A 20765-nucleotide genomic window follows, 5' to 3' on the forward strand; every position below is an offset into this window, starting at 1 on the left:
ATTTGTATATTCGCGCAACCGTCGCTCCTAAATTAAGTCGTTATTATCAAAGTGAAAAGCTTAAGCTCTTATTATTTCAATAATTTTTTAACGGTCTTTTTCATTGAAGCGCTGTTCATATCCCGTCCATAGGTTAAATAAATAACATATTCGCAGATATTTTTGCAGCGGTCGCCTATTCGTTCAAAGGCGCGAATGGCCCAAAGCACATCTAGCCATTGGCTGATTTCTTTGGGATTTGCCTGAATTTCAGCAGCGGTTTGCTCTAAAACTTTTTTATATACTCTGTCGATATCGTGATCTTGCTGATGCGCCAATATCGCGGCTTTGTCGTCTTGTCTGGCAAAGGCATCGAAGGTAGCGCGCATCATCGACACATTCCGATTGCCAATGTCTAACATACCTGAAAACACCAAGTCTGAATCCGGAATTTTGTTTAAGGTAACCAGTCTCGCAACCCGCGCGATTTCATCGCCAATACGCTCAAGATCGGTTGCTGTTTTTGACACTGTCATTACCAATCGCAAATCTCCTGCGGTTGGGTTGCGTTTCGCAATAATCCGCATGCACTCCTGCTCAACCTGACTTTCCATGAGATCAACTTTGCTGTCATTTAAAGCCACTCGCTCAGCCAAACTGGGCGCTTTTTCCTGCAGTGCCACCAATGTGTTCACGAGCTGCTGCTCAAGCACACCTCCCATGGTTAGAACAGAGTGTTTTAAGCCTTCTAGCTCTTGATTAAATTTAGCTGAAATATGCGTGTTAAGTTGAATTTGTCTGCGCATATTAACCGTAGCGCCCTGTTATATAATCTTCGGTTTGTTGCTTTGCAGGCATTGTAAAAAGAGAATCACTGTCAGAAAATTCTATCAGCTCTCCTTTATGCATGAATGCGGCATAGTCAGAGACGCGAGCGGCTTGCTGCATATTGTGGGTGACTATTACTAAGGTGCACTGTTTTTTAAGTTCATTGATGAGTTCTTCAATATATAACGTAGTAAGTGGGTCAAGCGCTGATGTTGGCTCATCAAGCAGCAGGATCTCTGGCTCAAGTGCCAGTGCGCGGGCGATCATTAATCGTTGCTGCTGCCCGCCTGATAGCATAAGCGCTGAATCGAACAAGCGGTCTTTAACTTCTTCCCACAGCGCAGCGTTTCTCAATGCTCGCTCAACGCTGTCGTCGAGCTTTCGCCGGTTATTTTCACCTTGAATCTTAAGACCAAATACCACGTTTTCGTAAATACTCATCGGAAAAGGATTGGGACGTTGAAAAACCATACCGATTTGCGTGCGCAGCTTTGCAACTTTCTCTTTTCGGTCATATATATTTCGGTCCTTGATCCAGACCTCGCCTGAACACGCGTGATTTTTATTTAATTCATTCATGCGGTTGAAGCTATTTAGTAGCGTCGTTTTGCCACATCCACTCTGCCCTATTAATGCCGTAATTTTATTTTTCGGGATGCGGATATTGATATTGTTCAACACTGGTTTGTGGTTTAAGTGCACGCACAAATCGCGAACGTCAATCCCGGTTTGCGCTTTTGATATTTCATCCACAGACAGGATGTCACGTTCAAATAGTTTTAACATCAGCAGCCTCAAAAATGCACTTTGGTTGTTGATTGCTTCATTCTAATGTCGTTCATATCTGGTCTTTAAGCGATGGCGAAACATGATAGCCGATATGTTCAGTAAAAACACGATTATTAGTAGCAGCATACAGGTAGCAAACATTAAAGATGCAGATTGCGTTTGTGTTTGATTGTGAAAAGCGCCGTCATAAATAAAAACCCCCAGATGCATAAACTGTCGCTCCAGATGAACAAAAGGAAACTCTGCATCAATGGGAAGATTGGGAGCAAACTTGACCGCTCCCACTAAAATCAATGGCGCAACCTCCCCTGCTGCGCGCGCGATAGCCAGAATAACGCCAGTTAACATACCCGGGCTTGCCATCGGCACCACTACTTTTAAAACAGTTTCATATTTAGTTGCGCCGAGCGCATAGCTGCCAGCCCTGAGACCTTCAGGCACGCGCTTAAGTCCTTCTTCTGCTGAAACGATAACTACTGGCAGGGTGAGTAAACCCATGGTCAGGCTGGCCCATAACAATCCGGGTGTGCCAAATGTAGGAGAAGGGAGAGTGTTCGAATAAAATAAGGCATCAAGCGAACCGCCTAGTACATAAACAAAAAAACCAAGCCCAAATACGCCATATACAATAGAGGGCACAGCCGCCATATTGCTTATGCCAATGCGGATCAAACCGGTAATTTTATTATCTGGTGCGTATTCATGAAGGTAAATCGCCGCAATAATGCCAAAAGGTGCGACCACAACGGCCATTAACAAGACCATCAATACGGTACCAAAAATGGCAGGAAACACGCCTCCGGTTGTGGCAGCTTGCTTGGGTTTATCAGCAATGAATTGCCATAATTTATTAAGAGTAAAGCCTATCCGCTCTATCTGAGTGAGCTGATTCGCCTGAAATAACTCATCAATTTCAATTAAAGGCACACTCACAAGGCTTCCATCGGCTTCTTTAAAACGCATTTGGAATTGCTGAATTTGCGTTTTCAATGCACTAGCCTGTAATTGCCACTTGCTAAACTCATCCATTAAGTCCTGTCGAGCCGGCGCTTCTTTTGCTACATCGCTATTGTTTAGCGCTGCGATACGAGAATGCAAATCACTTAATTTGTTACCTTGCACTTCGTTAAGAGAACGTTCAAGCAAGTCAACGGCCTGCTTGAGATTTTCAAGTTCTGTCAATGGATGAAGCTCTTGCTCGGGAGACGACAGCGCATAAAACTCACCAAAATAAACTGGTCCTGAACGCGTATTGATTTGATACACCTGTTCTGCAGGCGTAACACTTACGCCTGGTCTTAGTTCTGGCTGAGAGAGAAACTGACCTTGATAACGCTCCAAATATTGGGTTTGCAAAGCTTCAGCACTAAGTGAACTGGCTTGATAAAACGCTTCATCGCTAGCCGGACCATCGTTAAACGATACGACCACCTTATAAATAGACTGGGGAACAAAATACTGCCCCCCTTTAAAACCGATGAACAGCACCATGGCAATCAAAAAAATAATCAGGCTTGACACACAAAGCATTGCAGAAGTTTCTGCAAGTGAATGCTTAAAATGATTCAGATACTTTTTAAGCATTGCTTTCACCAGTTTGGTAACGTTTTTTAAGCAAGGCAGCAACCGTATTTACCACAAAGGTAAACGCAAAAAGAATGGCGGCAGTAAGGAATAATATATGATATTGACTAGTACCTCTGCTGGCTTCTTGAAGCTCTATGGTTAAATTGGAGGTTAACGAGCGCAAGCCACTTAAAAGATCCCAGTCCGCGATAGGGGTATTACCGGTTACCATCAATACAATCATGGTTTCGCCAAAGGCTCGCCCAAGGCCGAGCATGATTGCAGAAATAATACTGGGTGAAGCAACAACCAGTACCACTTTAGTTAAGGTCTGCATTTGAGATGCGCCTAAAGCAAATGAGGCTTGTTTTACGCCCTCTGGCACATCAAAAAGCGCATCGTCCACGAGAGAATAAATGGTCGGTGCTACCGCTATACCAAGGGCCAATGCAACAACTACTGTGGTTTTTGTGATCACAAGGTTCGATATAACAGAGCTAAAACCGCCGAGTGAGTCCGAAGTTTGGTCCATGATTAAAAGCTGAATATACTGCGAGCTATGAAATACGATTAATAAAGACAGTATGAACAAAATCGACATACTCAATAAATGATAAACTTCAAAATTGGCATATTTATCTTGCTGTCTCATCCAGTTACTCAAGATAGCAAGCAAAAGAACGATAAATGGGGTGCAAATAATCACAATTAATATGGAAAGGAGCGACCTTTCGGCAAAAGGAGCAAGCCACACCGCAGCCACAAAGCCGATAATGACCGATGGGATCGCCTCAATCATTTCGATGCTCGGTTTTACAATATTACGAATGCGCTCTGGCGCAAAATACGCCGTATAAATAGCGGCTCCTAAAGCAAGCGGAATAGCCACAATCAAAGCCAGGAAAGAGGCTTTCAAACTGCCAATAATTAGCGGAATTAATGAAAATTTTGCCTCTGCAAATTCAGCCGACTGGCTAGTCTGCCAGATGTAATTAGGCGCACTGTAGCCCTCATATTGAAGTGGTTCAAACAAAGATGCGAAAGTTGTTATGCCAACCCTATTATTTAACTGATAAATAAAAATTTTGTCGGCTGAAAACAAATACAAATGTCTGTTATGCCAAAGCATGTCGAGCACCGGTTCGTCTACTTGTAGATAAGAGACTTCCTCATTACTCGCTGAGTTAATGATGCTGATAATGCCCTGTCGGTCTAAAGCAAATGCAGCCAGAGTTTGCCTGTCAAACTTAATCTGCTTAAAGGCATCACTTTTATCAAGACTAAGCGTTCCGGCACTTGTATACAAAAACGCACCGTCTATATTGGCGTTTCGATAGACATAAACCTCATTACCGACTGAAAGATAAAGACTGCGCTCACTTGGCGATGCAAGAATGTGCTTTGGCAATGCGTTGTCCAGATTTTCAGATAAGGTCTGCTTTATTTCTCCCTTTGGACTAAGTATTAGGGCTTGCTCATTTTGAATCGCTGCAATTAATTGCATACGAGGCAGCAATTTAAATTCCTCCACATCCCTTATTACTTGAATAGAAGGTGCTTCAATCGAAGCTAAATGATGAAAAAACAAAGCAATAGATGAAGAAGATAATTTTTGATACATCGCAATATGGTCACCGGCCTTGATCATGTGCCAGTCAGCCTTGTCTAACAGCGGGTTAACGGCCATAGCCTGCAAAGCATTTTGAGCTGAGCCCTCACGCTGTACTTGTCCTTGCATCTCATTGTTAAAAGTAAAAGAAGCGACCAGCTCCCGCTCTATCTTTGCATTTAAATTACTGAGAGAAAATAGCTCCAGCATGCCGTTACTGTGAAGCATGGCGTAATACGCAAGATAACCCTCATTGACATCTACCCCGATAAATTGCTGTGAGCAGGGATGAAAAAACTGTGCATTTTTTACATGGCTCAACTCGGCATTTTGCGCTGAACTCACTGTTTGCTCTGAGATTTCATAAACAGTCACTGAACACTGTAAAGCTTGTTGTGCATCGCCTGAGTTTGTGGCGGAAACCGTTTGTAATGCTTGCCTGCGATAGTTAAATAAAAGCAATCCGTCGCCCATTTGCGCCTGATGGTCGATATCTTCAAAAGAAATAGTATCGAGCGATTGTTTTAGTTCTAATTCTGGCGTTTTCAAAAGCGGAAAAGCATTAGAAAAAATATGAATGATTAACAGCAAAAATAAGGCAAGGACTAACAATCCAAAAAAGCGAAAAACATGCCTTGCCACAGCATCTTTACGAAATCGCTTAATATCTATGCTTTCTTGCAGATTGTGTTGCATAGGCCCGTTTTTGATTTATGATTCATAAAGTTGCAATATTGTTGGCGATAATAGCAAACGAATCAATCAAAAAGGTGACTTAAATGCAGGCAATGGTATTAAGTGTAATTGGAAAAGATAAGCCAGGCTTGGTAGAGCAAATATCCAAATGCATTAGTGACGCTGACGGAAACTGGCTTAAAAGCAGCTTTTGTCACCTTGCCGGTCACTTTGCCGGCTTTGTTGAAGTGATGCTCCCAAAAGAAAATCACAATCAGCTTATTCAGGCTTGCCATGCCTTATCAAATTTACAGATAACCCTTGTGCCAGCCAGTATTGATGACTCAAGTAACGATAAATTAATCAGAATGAGCGTAACCGGTAACGATCGAAAAGGGATTGTGAGTGAAATCAGTCAACATCTTGCCAGACTCAACATCAGCATTCAGGAAATGGAAACCAACTGCGATAGCGCACCAAACTGGGGAAGCCCGATATTTACGGCTGATTTGGTTTTAGCTTGCGGGCAAGATATAGACGCCGATGACATAAGAGAAACCATAGAACAAATTACCGATGATCTGGTAGTCGAATTAAACGAGGGAAACGACTAAGTGTCTACGAGTAAAATGTATTTTCCGAAGGAGCTGAGCTGGCTGTCCTTCAACGAAAGAGTGTTACAAGAAGCCGCAGACAAAAACACGCCTTTGATTGAGCGTATACGATTTTTGGGCATTTACAGTAACAATCTCGATGAGTTTTATCGGGTGAGAGTCGCTGATGTGAAGCGCCTTATCACGATTTCGCAAAATGAAGGGGATTTAAGCGCCGCTGACCAGTTAATTGAGCTGCTGCACGAAATTCAAAAACGCGTAAAGGGCTTATCATCTCAGTTTGATAGTATCCATAAAGAGGTTACTAAAGAGCTAAAGCGCTATAACATTCACATACTTGGCCACACCCAACTGAATGAAAAACAAATCGACTGGGTCAGACACTACTTTAGAAATCACGTATTATTGCATATCGCGCCTATCCTGTTAGACAACAAAGTACAGCTGATACAGCGCTTAAACGACAGTTCTGTGTATCTGGATGTAGCGCTTTATCGACCAGGCCGGAACACTAAGTATGCGGTCGTCGAAATTCCAACCAATCAAACCACTCGCTTTGTGGTGCTGCCGCCTGAGACCAGTAAAAAGAAAAAGCAGATTATCCTGCTCGATGATGTCATCAAACTCTGTGTAGACGAAATTTTTAAAGGCTTTGTGCGTTTTGAAAAAGCCGAGGCCTATTCATTTAAAATTACTCGCGATGCTGAATATTCTATTAATGATGAAATAGACGAAAGCTACGTTGAGAAGATGTCAGAAAGCATGAAACAGCGCTTAATTGCCGAGCCGGTGCGCATTATTCACGATAAAGGCATGCCTAACGAGATGATCAACGATTTGCGCAAGCGCTTGCGTATTTCAAACATTGATACTATTCAAAGCGCCGGACATTATCGCAATTTTAAAGACTTTATCAGCTTTCCAAATGTTGGCAGAGCCTATTTGGAACATACCCCCTTACCTCGCCTTCGCAACAAAGCATTTGTAGAGCACGATACGGTTTTTGAAGCTATTGCCAAACAGGACATACTGCTTTATTACCCGTATCACGACTTTTTGCATTTTACCGAATTTGTACGTCAGGCGGCATTTGACCCGCAAGTTAAACACATTCGCTTAAATATTTATCGGGTAGCATCCCAGTCTCGCATTATTAGTTCGCTTGTGGATGCAGTAGATAATGGGAAAAAAGTGACCGTGGTGGTTGAGTTAAGGGCGCGTTTTGATGAAGAAAACAATATCGCCTGGTCAAAACGTATGACAGATGCCGGAATTAAAGTTGTATTGGGTAACCCGAGTGTAAAAATACACAGTAAATTGTGCATCGTTACCCGTGAAGAACGCGGTAAGCTAAAGCACTATGCGCATTTTGGTACCGGTAATTTCAATGAAAAAACCGCCAAAATCTATACCGACCTATCCCTTTTTACCTGTGATGATGAACTGGCACTTGAGGGCATTCAAGTATTTGAAATGATTCAAAACCCATACAAAAAAGTGCGCTTTAATCAATTGCAGGTGTCTCCAGTCAATGCACGAAGCAAGATCCAGTCTTTGATACGTCAGGAGATTCAGCGCGTTACCGAAGGGCATTTTGGGCAAATCACGTTTAAGATAAATAATCTGGTTGATGCCGAGCTTATTGATGATCTTTATCGCGCCTCACAGGCGGGGGTAAAAATCCGCGCGATTATTCGCGGCATGTGCTCGCTTGTCCCCGGCGTAGAGGGTTTAAGCGAGAACATTGAAATTATTAGTATCGTAGACAGATTTTTGGAACATCCACGCATCATGGTGTTTGAGAACGGAGGCGACCGTAAAATCTACATCTCATCCGCCGACTGGATGACGCGAAATATGGATTACCGGATTGAAGTGGGCTGCCCGGTAAACGACCCGGATGCACGCCAAATGATCCTCGATTTGCTTGAGCTTCAATTTCAAGATACGCTCAAAGCCAGAGTGGTAGACGCTGAGCAGTCTAATCATTATGTGAAACGAGGAAACCGCAAAAAGCTGCGTTCGCAAATTGAAACGCATCAATACCTTTCAAAGCGCGAGGCGAAATAATTGCAAGGTCAAAACCTGTACCAAATATTCGACAATACAGAACAACGTAATACAGAAGTTATAGCCGCCCTTGATATTGGGTCAAACAGCTTTCACTTAGTAGTGGCGCGAGTAGTAGCAGATGCAGTACAAGTAATCAACCGTATTAAACATAAAGTGCGCTTGGCAGAAGGACTTGACGAAAAAAACGTGCTTTCAGAAGAAGCAATGGAACGTGGCCTCACTGCTCTTGAGAGCATGGCAGAGAGCATTCAGGGTGTAAGCGCAGATTCTGTGAGGATAGTGGCAACGCATACTTTAAGGCGCGCTAAAAATGCCCAAACCTTTATTCGCCGCGCACGCAAAATTTTTCCATATCCGATTGAAGTCATTTCAGGTGCAGAAGAGGCACGTTTAATCTACGTTGGAATTGCCAATTACTCGAATATCGAGGGCAGTCGCCTTATTATTGATATTGGTGGCGGCTCGACCGAATTTGCGGTTGGCAAAAGTAGCTCTCCGCAGCTTTGCAAAAGCGTCCAAATGGGCTGTGTCAGTTATCAAAAACGGTTTTTCCCTGACGGCGTCATCAACCGTAATGCGGTAGAGTCAGCAATTACAGCAGCTCAACAAGACCTGGAGTTAGCCTGTGCTAATTTGCGCGAATTTCATTGGCAGCACAGCATTGCAAGTTCAGGCACTGCAAAAGCCTTGGCTTTAGTGGCTCACCCTAATGAAGAAGGGATAGCAAAACCTTTTAATCAGCATGATTTACAATTATTGGTTGCCCGGTGCATTGAAAAGGGCCGGGATGAAAACCTGGATTTTGATGGACTAACTGAAGACAGAAAGCCGGTATTTGTTCCCGGGCTTTGTATTATGTTAGCAATTTGCCAGTCGCTTAATTTAAAACAAATTGAAATTTCAAACGAAGCGCTGCGAGAAGGTGTGCTGAGCGAACTTCAAGGTAAGCAAACCTCTCAGAATGTGCGAGTTCGCACCGCGCAAAGTTTAGCAACCCGTTATGATGTGGATACACAATACGCGCACAAAGTGCTAAAAAGCTGTATGCAAATATACAATCAGGTAAAAGCAGACTGGCAATTAGAAGATGCAAAGTATCGGTTTATGCTGGGCTGGTCGGCGCTGCTTCATGAAATTGGCTTGCAGGTAAACTCAAGAGGCATTCAGAAACATTCTGCCTATATACTTTCCAATTCAGATTTACCCGGTTTTAACCAAGACCAGCAAAAGGTAATGAGCACCTTGGTACGCTTTCATAGAAAAAAAATCCAAAAGGATATGTTTCCAATAAGTTTAGAATATTCAGAAGAATGCATTAGTCGCATGTTAGCGATTTTACGTTTGGGCATTTTGCTAAATATTAACCGTCAGTTAAGTAACGAAATTCAAGTTGAGTGTAAAGTAAGAGATGCCGCGCTTTACATAAGATTTGCCGATGGTTTTTTAAGCAATAATGCGCTTCTTCAGGCAGATTTAGATAAAGAAAGACGCTACTTAAAAGCCAGTGGTGTTCAACTGGAAGTTGAATAAGAAACTTAGATTCGCAATAACAGCAGAAAACCACCCATAGCTTAGGTGGTTTTTTTTAAACAGTGAATACTTAGTGTTTAGGTGGCAGACGCATCGTAAATTCCCTGGATGGTCGAATCAAGCACTGCGGTAAAATCATCGTCCGACTGCTGCGCGCTTAAATCTTGGGTAAGGGCTCTTGAGAAACTGGCGATCATGCCTTTGTTTTCACTTAAGCGCTGATTGGCTTCATCGCGATCATAACCGCCAGAGAGCGCGACCACTTTTAACACGTTTTTATGCTCAATACATTCTTTGTAGAAATTCGCTTGCTCAGGCAAGGTTAGCTTCAGCATAACCAACTCATCATCTGCCAAGGTATCGAGGTGAGCCAATAACTCCGCTTTTAATAATGCTTCAGCTTCTGCCTTCTCTGGGCTATGGATATCTACTTCTGGTTCGATAATAGGTACTAAACCTGCGTCAATAATTTGCTTGCCCACTTCAAACTGCTGCTTAACCACCGCCTTTACGCCTGCCTCATTTGCCATTTTAATCACAGAACGCATTTTTGTACCAAATACGTTTTGTTCATTTGCCTTAGCTAAAAGCGCATCAAGATCAGGCATAGGCTTCATGGTTTGCGCACCGTTTTGTTCATCAGCAAGACCTTTGTCCACTTTCAAAAACGGCACAACATGCTTTTCTTCCCATAAATAGCGTGCGCTCGATTTACCTTCGATATCTCTATCAAGCGTATTTTCAAATAAAATGGCGCCAAGTACGCGCTTTCCATCAAATGCCGGGTTGGTGATAATGCGCGTGCGCATCGCATGTACACAAGCAAACATTTCTTCATCGTTGCTGTATTCGCTTTCATCCACACCATATAGCTTAAGCGCTTTTGGTGTACTTCCACCACTTTGATCAAGTGCAGCTATAAAGCCTACTTCTTGCTGCACTTTTTGTAACATGTCTTTTTGAGCCTGCGTTGTCATGGTATGTCCTTTTTCTACGTTCTTTTATTTACATTTCGACTTTAATCTATCATTGCATCTTAGCGGAGAATGCAAAAAGGATCATCCATCTCTGTCTAAAATTGCAACCGCGGGAAGCTCTTTGCCTTCTAAAAATTCCAAAAATGCGCCACCACCTGTTGAAATATAGGAAATCTTATCTGCAATGCCATATTTATCTACAGCGGCTAAGGTGTCTCCGCCTCCGGCAATTGAAAACGCTTCGCTTTGCGCAATCGCTTCGCCTATGGCCTTGGTTCCCTCGCCAAATTGATCAAATTCAAACACGCCGACAGGGCCATTCCATACAATCGTTCCTGCTTTTTTCAAAATATCAGATAAGTACTCAGCAGTTTTTGGCCCAATATCAAAAATCATGTCATCATCCGCCACATCTTCAACGGCTTTTGTTGTGGCCTCGGCAGATTCTGAAAATTCCTTACCCACCACTACATCACTTGGAATAGGGATTTCGCCACCGTTGTCTTTTGCCAACTGAGTCAAACGTTTGGCTTCATCTTGCAGACTTTCTTCTACCAGTGATTTACCCACCTTATGTCCTTGCGCGGCAATAAAGGTGTTCGCAATACCACCTCCTACAATGAGCTGATCGACTTTATCCGCCAAGGCAGACAAAACCGTCAGCTTTGTAGAAACCTTCGAGCCACCAACTATTGCCACCATAGGGCGCTTAGGATTGTCCAAGGCCTTAGACAGCGCTTTTAATTCTGCGTCCAATAAGGGGCCTGCACATACTTCATTAGCATATTTCGCAACACCGTGAGTGCTTGCTTGCGCGCGATGTGCCGTTCCAAATGCATCCATTACAAATACATCGCATAGCGAAGCATATTGTCTGGCAAGGGCATCATCATTAGATTTTTCACCCCGGTTATAGCGCACATTTTCAAGCAACGTAAGTTCACCAACGGGCGCAGGTACTTCAGTAGTATCAAGGTAACGGGTAATAAAATTTACCTTCACGTCAAGGTGTTCTTCCAGATAATCGGCTATTGGCTTTAACGAAAACTCCGCATCTTCCTGCCCTTCTGTTGGTCTGCCAAGATGCGACATGACCAGCACAGCCGCACCTTGTGATAAGGCTTGTTTGATGGTCGGAATAGAGGCCTTCAAACGTGCATCAGAACTAATTGAGCCATGTTTGACAGGAACATTTAAGTCTTGGCGAATCAACACGCGTTTATTTTGTAAATCAAGTTCAGACATGGTCTTGATGGGCATCTATTTCTCCTGAAGATTATATTCAATGGCGTTGTTGGGTTTTAATTCATAACCGACTTGATGCATATGCAGCGCTGTGTCGAGCATACGGTTGGCAAAGCCCCACTCGTTATCACACCAAACCAGCGTTTTCACAAGCTGTTTGTGACTGACTCGGGTCTGCGTGCCATCAACAATACAAGAGTGTGGATCATGGTTGAAGTCTACAGATACAAGCGGTTGTTCAGTGTAATCGATAATGTTTGGCGGAAAGTCGGATGATGCATTCGCTAATACGGCATTCACTTCCTTTACGCTTACTTTATCGCGCAAGGTAACGCTTAAATCCATTGCGGTGACGTTGATAGTAGGTACTCGCACCGCTATGGCTTCAAACTTGCCGGCAAATTTAGGCATGATGCGCTCAATGCCGCGCGCTAATTTAGTATCAACGGGAATAATTGATTGACTCGCCGCCCTCGTGCGTCGTAAGTCAGGATGGTAGGAGTCTATCACCTGCTGATCGTGCATGGAGGCATGAATGGTGGTAATTGTGCCGCTTTCTACGCCATAAGCATTATCCAAGGCGCGAATTACCGGCACAATACAATTTGTAGTACACGACCCATTCGACACTACAGTGTGCTCAGGCATCAACTCCTGATGGTTAACGCCATAAATAATGGTTGCGTGCATATCCTGCCCGCAAGGCTGAGAAAACAGCACTTTTTTTGCACCATTTTTTATGTGTACTTTCGCATCGGCTTCACTTACATAAATACCGGTACATTCAAGCACAATATCCACTTTATGGGCTTGCCAATCAATACGATTGATATCTTTAAAATGAAAAAGCGCAATCTCATCCTGGTTGACATCCAAATAAGACTGCGCTTGGTGGTTTTGCTGAATATGGTGGTGCGTCACTGGATAACGAAAGCGGCCGTGCGTGCTATCGTATTTCAGTAAATGTGCCATTGCTTCAGGTTCGGCAATTTCGTTGATTGCTACAACGTGCACCTTGTCACGATAGCCATTTTCATAAAGCGCTCGCAAAACACTGCGCCCTATTCGTCCAAACCCGTTAATGCCTACACGAAGCACACGCTCACCTTTTAATGCACTGCGCTCGAGCCCACACGCAGATTACGTGACAAACTCGAAACGACAAATTATAAACTCAGTGCGGCGTCTACAACAGCTTCAGTCGTGATATTAAAGTGTTTAAACAAATCGCTCGCGGGTGCAGATTCACCAAAGGTGTCCATACCCACAACGGCGCCGTTTAAACCGACATATTTATACCAAGTGTCTTTTGCTAATGCTTCTACCGCAACACGTTTTGTAATTTTAGCAGGTAACACTTGTTCTTTATAGCTTGAAGATTGTCTATCAAAGACATCAGTGCTAGGCATTGACACAACGCGCACCGCTTTACCTTGCGAACTGAGTTGTTCAGCGGCTTCAACGGCAAGCTGCACTTCTGAACCGGTGGCAATTAAAATGATTTCCGCTTCACCTTCACAGTCTACCAGCACATAGCCACCTCGCTCAGCATCACTTAATTGCTGTGCATTTCGGCTTTGCTGTGGTAAACCCTGACGGGTAAAGATGAGTGTTGTGGGACCATCTGTTCGCTCAATGGCTGCTTTCCATGCAATGGCAGACTCTACCTGATCACAAGGACGCCAATTATCAAGGTTTGGCGTTGAACGCAGCGCAACAAGTTGCTCAACCGGCTGGTGAGTTGGTCCATCTTCTCCTAAACCGATAGAATCATGGGTATAAACAAATATGGCTGGCTGCTTCATGATAGCGGCCATGCGAACCGCATTACGCGCGTATTCCATAAACATTAAAAAGGTAGCGCCGTAAACTTTAAAGCCGCCGTAGAGCGTCAAGCCGTTTATCATGGCCGACATGCCAAATTCACGAACGCCATAGTAAATGTAGTTTCCGCTTGCATCATCAGCGCTTATGCCTTTACTGCTTTTGTGGATTGTCAGGTTAGATCCAGCCAAATCAGCCGACCCACCCAAAAGCTCTGGTAGCAACTCACCATAGACGTTCAAGGTGTTTTGCGATGCTTTTCGAGTCGCGATGTTCTGAGGATTATCTTGTAAAGCATGGATGTATTTAGTCACATGTTTATGCCAGTCGTCAGGCAACACATTGGTTTTGCGACGAATAAACTCTTTGGCAAGTTCGGGATGCGCTTGCTGATAAGCAGCAAACTTTTCATTCCACGCCTGCTCAAGTTGCTTGCCTTTCTCTTTACCATCCCATGCCGCATAAATATCCTGAGGCACTTCAAATGGGCCATATTTCCAGTCTAGCGCTTTACGGGTTAAGGCAATCTCATCGTCACCCAAAGGTGCACCGTGACATTCCTCTTTACCTTGCTTATTTGGTGAACCAAAACCAATTGTGGTTTTGCAGCATATTAAGGTGGGCTTACTGGTTTCAGCCTGCGCTTGTTCAATCGCTTTTGCCACTGCGCTTGCATCGTGACCATCAACGTCTGCAATAACATGCCAACCGTAAGCTTCAAAACGTTTTGGCGTATCGTCACTGAACCAGCCTTCAACTTCACCATCAATAGAAATGCCATTATCATCATAAAAGGCGATTAATTTGCCAAGCCCAAGCGTGCCGGCCAGCGAACAGGTTTCATGAGAAATCCCTTCCATCAAGCAGCCGTCACCTAAAAATGCATAGGTATAGTGATTGACAATGTCAAAATCATCGCGATTAAATTGCGCTGCAAGCACTTTTTCAGCAAGCGCCATTCCAACTGCATTTGATATGCCCTGCCCTAATGGACCGGTTGTAGTTTCAACGCCTGGCGCATAACCATACTCAGGGTGACCAGGTGTTTTTGAATGCAATTGTCTAAATTGCTTTAACTCCTCAATTGGAAGCCCATAGCCCGTTAAATGAAGCAGTGAATAGAGTAACATTGAGCCATGCCCATTGGAGAGCACAAAGCGGTCTCGGTTCGCCCACTGTGGATTTTGAGGGTTGTGCGAAAGGTAATCACACCAAAGGACCTGTGCAATATCTGCCATGCCCATGGGTGCGCCAGGATGGCCCGATTTTGCTTGTTGTACGGCATCCATGCTGAGCGCTCTGATAGCATTGGCAAGTTCGCGGCGTGATGACATGTATTCTCCTTTTCTCTCTAGAGCTGTAATCCAGAATTAGTAAATCAAATTAGGCGCATATTTTTATGTGTAGAGTCTAAGACAAAACACTAGATAATAAAATGTAGACGCGCACCAAAACGAGGAAAGACATTGTGGCGCAGCAACATGCGCACTTCAATAATTAATTAACACAATAGTTTTGTGTTTTTTAACTAACCCATTGTAATCCATTTTATATTTTATATATAAAAATCAGTGCCTTGATTGATGTCTTTCCATTTATTTTTGATCTTTTTTATAAGATGTTACGAATCAGTATGAAAATCCAAATAGACTTTTAGACGTCTAGACGGAAATATACTATACTTCACGCGTTTTACAATCTTGATAATCCTTTTAAGTAACAGGACACCTAATGACTTCACGTTTATTTACCTCAGAATCGGTATCTGAGGGACATCCGGATAAAATTGCTGATCAAATTTCAGACGCCGTACTTGACGCAATCTTGAAAGAAGATCCTAAAGCTCGCGTCGCCTGCGAAACATTTGTTAAAACAGGCATGGTGCTTGTGGGTGGCGAAATCAACACCACAGCATGGGTCGATATTGAAGAGCTCACACGAAAAACCGTGAAAGAAATTGGATACACGCATTCTGATATGGGCTTTGATGGCGAATCTTGTGCGGTGTTAAATGCAATAGGTAAGCAGTCTTCTGATATCAACCAAGGGGTTGATCGCGATGCACCTGAAGAGCAAGGCGCGGGAGATCAGGGCTTGATGTTTGGTTATGCCAGTGATGAGACCGATGTACTAATGCCGGCGCCTATCACCTACGCACACAGATTAGTGCAACAGCAAGCGCTAATGCGAAAAAGCAAAAAACTTGACTGGCTTCGCCCCGATGCAAAAAGCCAGGTAACCTTTGTGTATGAGAATGGCAAACCCATTGCCATTGATGCGGTCGTACTGTCAACCCAGCATTGTGATTCAGTGGATAACACCACCATTCGAGAAGCGGTGATGGAAGAAATCATCAAACCTGTATTACCTGCGCAGTGGTTAACACCCAATACAAAATATCACATCAATCCTACCGGACGCTTTGTAATTGGCGGACCTATGGGCGATTGCGGTTTAACAGGACGCAAGATTATCGTAGATACCTATGGCGGTATGGCTCGTCATGGCGGTGGTGCATTTTCAGGAAAAGATCCTTCAAAAGTCGACAGAAGCGCAGCATATGCCGGTCGTTATGTGGCAAAAAACATTGTTGCTGCCGGGCTTGCCAAACGCTGCGAAATTCAAATTTCATACGCGATTGGCGTTGCCGAACCAACCTCCATCAGCATTGACACCTTTGGAACAGGTACTGTAAGTGAAGAAGCACTCACCGAATTAGTGAAAAAGCATTTTGATTTGCGTCCTTATGGTTTAATTAAGATGCTGGATTTAGAGCGCCCAATTTATAAGCCAACGGCCGCATATGGTCATTTTGGTCGCGAAGAGTTTCCTTGGGAAGCAACTGACAAAGCGGCTGATTTAAAAGCCGATGCTACAAATTAATCATCCAACTTTTTCTTGCGCTCGTTTATACTGATGAATTAGAACAGTGAATACGCGCAACATAAAAGGATGATAAATGCTACGTTTTAAATCGTTTATGATGGCAGCTGGTGCTGCCATTTTAATTACGGCCTGTGCCACCTCTCCAACGGGTCGAAAACAAGTACTGCTATATTCAGACGCCCAGCTTGCTCAGTCAGGCGCACAAGCTTTTAGCGCGATGAAGCAAGAAACGCCTATTTCAAAAAAACCTGTCACCAATCAATATGTCCAGTGCATTGCAGATAAGATTATTGCGCAGTTAGGTCCAAATGCAGATACTGACGAGTGGGAGCTTGTGGTGTTTGAGTCTGACCAGGTAAATGCCTTTGCTCTTCCCGGCAAAAAAATTGGTGTTTACACAGGTTTGTTGAACGTGGCTGAAAATCAAGATCAGGTAGCGACTGTCATTGGACACGAAGTGGGCCATGTACTTGCACAACATGGAAATGAGCGCATGAGTCAGTCAACATTGATTGGTATTACGCAAGAAGCGGTGAACGTCGCACTTCAAACTAACGATGTAGCGCAAAGCGGCCCGATTATGGCGGCGCTTGGTTTAGGTGCACAATTGGGCGTTGCGCTTCCATTTAGCCGCGCACACGAAAGCGAAGCTGACTTGATTGGTTTGGATTTAATGTCAAAAGCGGGCTTTGATCCCAGACAATCTGTAAATTTATGGCAGAACATGAACGCCGCCAGCGGTGGTCAACGTCAGCTTGAAATGCTTTCCACTCACCCAGCGCCAGAAACGCGAATTAAAGATTTACAGGCGAATATGGGGCCAGCGCTCGCTCAGTATAATCAAGTTTCAAACAAACCAAACTGCCGCCCTTAAGTGCTGTTCACAAATGCCATCTAAGAATAATATGAAAGCCTAAAATAAAAACCCGCTGTGAAGCGGGTTTTTAAATACAAAGCGATTGCTGTTTAATCGCTTTCTTTGTGAAGGTGTACATCCATTTGAGGGAAAGGAATAGAAATGCCTTCTTCGTCGAAACGAAGTTTTACAGCTTCGGTAAAATCGAACATGACTCCCCAGTAATCGCCCGAGTTCACCCAAGGTCTGACGACGAAATTAACGCTGCTATCACCAAGCTCAGAAACTGCGACCTGTGGCGCTGGGTCTTGTAGTATTCGATCGTCTGCTTTTACCATCTCTTCAAGTATGGATTTTGCTTTTTTCAAATCATCGCCATAACCAATTCCAAATACCATATCTACTCGGCGAGTATCTTTAGCAGAGAAGTTAGTTATATTGCCACCATAAATACTGCCATTAGGTACGATTATTTCTTTATTATCTGGCGTATTCATGATGGTTGTAAATATACCAATGCTTTTCACCGTGCCCATCGCACCGCCTGCATCGACAAAATCACCCGCTTTGAACGGCTTGAACACCAATAGCATCACGCCTGAAGCAAAGTTTTGTAAGGAGCCTTGCAACGATAAACCAATGGCTAAACCTGCCGCACCTAAAATGGCCACAAGTGAGGTAGTATCAACACCGAGTTGGTCGAGTGCTGCGACAATCACAAATAGCATCAAGATGGCTTTTACGATGGCCTTCACAAAATCAACCAGCATTGAATCGTAATTCGCACGCCCAAGCAGCTTGCCAACCAGATTCACTAAGATATTAACTACAATCTTACCGATGATAAAAATGACAATTGCAACTGCCAAGTCAATCGCAAATGGAATGATGTACTCATCTAAATATTTAGATGCGTCATCTGTTGTAAAATTGAACATGTTTGACATTTCCTTTGTTTGAAAATTGTTTATAATTCCATCTGTGCTTCATATTGTATGTGAGTTTGCACAACACCGAATGGACGTTGCTACATTAGCAAGGCTGATAAAAGTAAATCAATTTATTTTTTCAAAAATTACACACACTTACGAAAAGTGTTGCAAATTAGCTACAGTTTTTATTGCAAAGTTAGACTAATGGATGTATAAATTTTAGTCATCAAAGACAAGGAGAAAACAGGGTATGGAATCTTCAATGCTTATTTTAGCCATTTTGTTTTCTTTAGTGCTTGCGCTGTTTGTATTTTGTTTAACTGAATCTCACGGAAAAAACACCGCGCACGCTCGTAGGGAAAATGAAAAAAAGAACGCTGCTAAGCAGGTTAAGGCAGAAGGAAGCAAAGACAGCATTTCAAAGTCTTACAATCAACGATACAACGTTAGAAATAACGAAACGGAGGCGGCTTAAGCCTCCGTTTTTTTGTTTAAGACCGCTTTTTGAGTTCGACAAGTTACCGCTTTATTTGCCATACTCCACTTCAAATAAAGTTGTCCTCAATCAAAATTAATGAGAATTCCACGTTTTTTTACTCGTCAAGAACTTCAGGCAGACATCGAGCTTGAGTTAGAAGAGTCTGTGTCACACTATATCAATACCGTTTTGCGCCTGAAAACGGAAGCGCCAATCATCTTGTTTAACGGAAACGGCGCTGACTATCCAGCTGAAATCATTTTTTCGCATAAAAAGAAAACGCAAGTTTATGTAAATGCGCAAATTAGTTTGAATGTTGAATCACCTTTGCGCATACATCTGGCTCAGGGTATTTCAAAAGGGGACAGAATGGATTACGCACTGCAAAAAGCAGTTGAGCTTGGCGTAAGCGAGATAAGCCCTGTTGTAACAGAGCATTGCAATGTGAAACTAAGTGATGATCGCTGGCTAAAAAAACAAGAACAGTGGGAAAAGTCTATTATAAGCGCCTGTGAACAATCTCAGCGCAACGTTCTTCCTAAATTAAATCCGCGGATAAGCTTTTCTAAACTGATTGCTTCTAAAACAGATATGCGCAAGCTAATTTTAGCGCCCGGTAGCCAAACCTATCTAAGTGGACTCCCGCGAAGCCAATCCGGTTTTTTACTTTTGATTGGTCCCGAGGGCGGATTTTCGGAACAAGAAGTCTACACCGCAGAACAAATAGGCTTTACGCCCGTTAATATGGGCCCCAGGATACTGCGAACAGAAACAGCAGCAGCCACCAGCATTTCAGTATTGCAAGCCTTGCATGGTGATCTTTGACTTGTAATTTTGCGAATTGCCATCACACTTGAAGCAACATTAAAAACATCAACAATACCAGCGCCCTGTTTAAAACAGGGTGTAAGCCGTCGGATTATTAAACAAGAGATTTAACATATGCCTGCACTAAAGCTTGCCATGGTCATGGACCCAATTGAAAACATTAATACAAAAAAAGATACGAGCTTTGCGATGCTGCTAGAGGCGCAAAAACGCGGTTTTGAGCTTTATTACATCAGGCAAAATGACTTAAAGATTGACAATGGCAAACCGCAGGCAAATGCAAAGATTATTCAGGTAAACGATAGGCTAGAGGATTATTTTTCGGTCATTGAAGAGCTTGAAATAGAATTAAGCGCAATGGACGTAATCCTGATGCGCAAAGACCCACCGTTTGACAGTGAGTTTTTATACGCAACGCACATTCTAGAATTAGCTGAAAATGCAGGTGTTCTTGTGGTAAACAAACCTCGTGCGCTGCGCGACTTTAATGAAAAACTGTTTACGTCGCTCTACCCTGACTTTATCCCCGACACCATGGTAACGACGAAAAAATCCGATTTTCGAGCCTTTCATGAGCAACATAAAGATATTATTTGCAAGCCACTGGATGGAATGGGTGGAACCTCGATTTTTCGAATCAAGGAAGACGGGAACAACTTAGGGGTAGTAAGTGAAGTGCTCACTGCCAATGGCACCAGGCATGCAATGGTGCAGCGTTACATGCCAGAAATAAAAGATGGCGACAAGCGTATTTTACTCGTCGATGGCGAAGTCATTCCCTACTGCCTGGCGAGACTGCCTGCTAAAAATGAAACACGCGGCAATTTAGCAGCAGGTGGACAAGGTCGAGCCCAACAAGTCAGCGAAGAGGATATGAAAGTTGCCACCGCTATTGCCAAAGATATGCCCGGTTTAGGGATTCTGTTTGTTGGGCTTGATATGATTGGAAATAAGGTGACGGAAATAAATATCACGTCTCCCACTTGCGTAAGAGAAATAGAAGCCGCATATTCTATAAATATATGCAGTAAATTATTTGATGCAATAGAGAAACGTTTATAGGAGGCACTTCGTCA

Annotated in this window: 17 protein-coding genes; 8 read left to right on the forward strand and 9 right to left on the reverse strand. The window is 43.4% G+C overall.

Annotation, left to right across the window (positions count from 1 at the left end; genetic code table 11):
* Nucleotides 1–71 precede the first annotated feature (71 nt).
* The 4 genes from phoU to D6V41_RS04845 are packed head-to-tail and all read right to left on the reverse strand — an operon-like array spanning nucleotide 72 to nucleotide 5467.
* Nucleotides 72–785: a phosphate signaling complex protein PhoU gene (phoU, locus tag D6V41_RS04830; RefSeq protein WP_136250350.1), complete on the reverse strand. Its 714-nt coding sequence runs from the start codon at nucleotides 783–785 to the stop codon at nucleotides 72–74.
* Between the two features lies 1 nt (nucleotide 786).
* The gene (pstB, locus tag D6V41_RS04835; protein ID WP_136250351.1) at nucleotides 787–1593 is read right to left on the reverse strand and encodes a phosphate ABC transporter ATP-binding protein PstB; all 807 of its coding nucleotides are present in this window, start codon (nucleotides 1591–1593) and stop codon (nucleotides 787–789) included.
* A gap of 42 nt (nucleotides 1594–1635) precedes the next feature.
* Nucleotides 1636–3180 carry a phosphate ABC transporter permease PstA gene (pstA, locus tag D6V41_RS04840; protein ID WP_136250352.1) on the reverse strand — a complete coding sequence of 515 codons (1545 nt, stop codon included), beginning with the start codon at nucleotides 3178–3180 and terminating at the stop codon, nucleotides 1636–1638.
* Nucleotides 3173–5467: an ABC transporter permease subunit gene (locus D6V41_RS04845; protein WP_136250353.1), complete on the reverse strand. Its 2295-nt coding sequence runs from the start codon at nucleotides 5465–5467 to the stop codon at nucleotides 3173–3175. The genes pstA and D6V41_RS04845 overlap by 8 nt, the downstream gene beginning before the upstream one ends.
* An 83-nt stretch (nucleotides 5468–5550) precedes the next feature.
* Between D6V41_RS04845 and D6V41_RS04850 the strand changes: the two genes are divergently transcribed.
* Genes D6V41_RS04850 through D6V41_RS04860 form a run of 3 tightly spaced genes read left to right on the forward strand, consistent with a single transcriptional unit; the run spans nucleotide 5551 to nucleotide 9663 of the window.
* Nucleotides 5551–6060 carry a glycine cleavage system transcriptional repressor gene (locus D6V41_RS04850; protein ID WP_136250354.1) on the forward strand — a complete coding sequence of 170 codons (510 nt, stop codon included), beginning with the start codon at nucleotides 5551–5553 and terminating at the stop codon, nucleotides 6058–6060.
* Nucleotides 6061–6075: 15 nt separating this feature from the next.
* Nucleotides 6076–8130: a polyphosphate kinase 1 gene (gene ppk1 / locus D6V41_RS04855; protein WP_179952541.1), complete on the forward strand. Its 2055-nt coding sequence runs from the start codon at nucleotides 6076–6078 to the stop codon at nucleotides 8128–8130.
* A complete protein-coding gene (locus D6V41_RS04860; RefSeq protein WP_241664426.1) occupies nucleotides 8131–9663 on the forward strand; it encodes a Ppx/GppA phosphatase family protein in 1533 nt (510 codons plus the stop codon).
* A 77-nt stretch (nucleotides 9664–9740) separates the two neighbouring features.
* Here D6V41_RS04860 and D6V41_RS04865 read toward each other — a convergent pair whose 3' ends face one another.
* The 4 genes from D6V41_RS04865 to tkt all read right to left on the reverse strand — a co-directional run bounded on the left by D6V41_RS04865 (nucleotide 9741) and on the right by tkt (nucleotide 15043).
* On the reverse strand, nucleotides 9741–10640 hold the full coding sequence (locus tag D6V41_RS04865; protein ID WP_136250356.1) for a fructose bisphosphate aldolase: 900 nt from the start codon (nucleotides 10638–10640) through the stop codon (nucleotides 9741–9743).
* A gap of 81 nt (nucleotides 10641–10721) precedes the next feature.
* On the reverse strand, nucleotides 10722–11900 hold the full coding sequence (locus tag D6V41_RS04870; protein WP_136250357.1) for a phosphoglycerate kinase: 1179 nt from the start codon (nucleotides 11898–11900) through the stop codon (nucleotides 10722–10724).
* A complete protein-coding gene (gene epd / locus D6V41_RS04875; RefSeq protein WP_136250358.1) occupies nucleotides 11901–12983 on the reverse strand; it encodes an erythrose-4-phosphate dehydrogenase in 1083 nt (360 codons plus the stop codon).
* A gap of 68 nt (nucleotides 12984–13051) precedes the next feature.
* Nucleotides 13052–15043 (reverse strand): transketolase, encoded by a 1992-nt coding sequence (gene tkt / locus D6V41_RS04880; RefSeq protein ID WP_136250359.1) that lies wholly within the window; start codon nucleotides 15041–15043, stop codon nucleotides 13052–13054.
* 397 nt (nucleotides 15044–15440) lie between these two features.
* Between tkt and metK the strand changes: the two genes are divergently transcribed.
* Together metK and D6V41_RS04890 are read left to right on the forward strand one after the other, a co-directional pair.
* On the forward strand, nucleotides 15441–16592 hold the full coding sequence (gene metK / locus D6V41_RS04885; RefSeq protein WP_136250360.1) for a methionine adenosyltransferase: 1152 nt from the start codon (nucleotides 15441–15443) through the stop codon (nucleotides 16590–16592).
* A 76-nt stretch (nucleotides 16593–16668) separates the two neighbouring features.
* Complete coding sequence (locus tag D6V41_RS04890; RefSeq protein ID WP_136250361.1) at nucleotides 16669–17469, forward strand: M48 family metallopeptidase; 801 nt, start codon at nucleotides 16669–16671, stop codon at nucleotides 17467–17469.
* Between the two features lie 92 nt (nucleotides 17470–17561).
* Here the strand turns inward: D6V41_RS04890 and D6V41_RS04895 are convergent, their stop codons facing one another.
* Entirely contained in the window at nucleotides 17562–18389 is an 828-nt protein-coding gene (locus tag D6V41_RS04895; protein ID WP_136250362.1) for a mechanosensitive ion channel family protein, read from the reverse strand.
* Nucleotides 18390–18633: 244 nt separating this feature from the next.
* On the opposite strand from D6V41_RS04895, the gene D6V41_RS04900 reads away from it, so the two are divergent.
* The 3 genes from D6V41_RS04900 to gshB all read left to right on the forward strand — a co-directional run bounded on the left by D6V41_RS04900 (nucleotide 18634) and on the right by gshB (nucleotide 20751).
* Nucleotides 18634–18858, forward strand: a complete 225-nt coding sequence (locus tag D6V41_RS04900) for a hypothetical protein (RefSeq protein ID WP_136250363.1) — start codon at nucleotides 18634–18636, stop codon at nucleotides 18856–18858.
* Between the two features lie 99 nt (nucleotides 18859–18957).
* Entirely contained in the window at nucleotides 18958–19686 is a 729-nt protein-coding gene (locus tag D6V41_RS04905) for a 16S rRNA (uracil(1498)-N(3))-methyltransferase (protein WP_136250364.1), read from the forward strand.
* 117 nt (nucleotides 19687–19803) lie between these two features.
* The gene (gene gshB, locus D6V41_RS04910) at nucleotides 19804–20751 is read left to right on the forward strand and encodes a glutathione synthase (RefSeq protein ID WP_136250365.1); all 948 of its coding nucleotides are present in this window, start codon (nucleotides 19804–19806) and stop codon (nucleotides 20749–20751) included.
* Nucleotides 20752–20765 lie beyond the last annotated feature (14 nt).

The sequence above is a fragment of the Ningiella ruwaisensis genome (assembly GCF_004798935.1).
GTDB lineage: Bacteria > Pseudomonadota > Gammaproteobacteria > Enterobacterales > Alteromonadaceae > Glaciecola > Glaciecola ruwaisensis.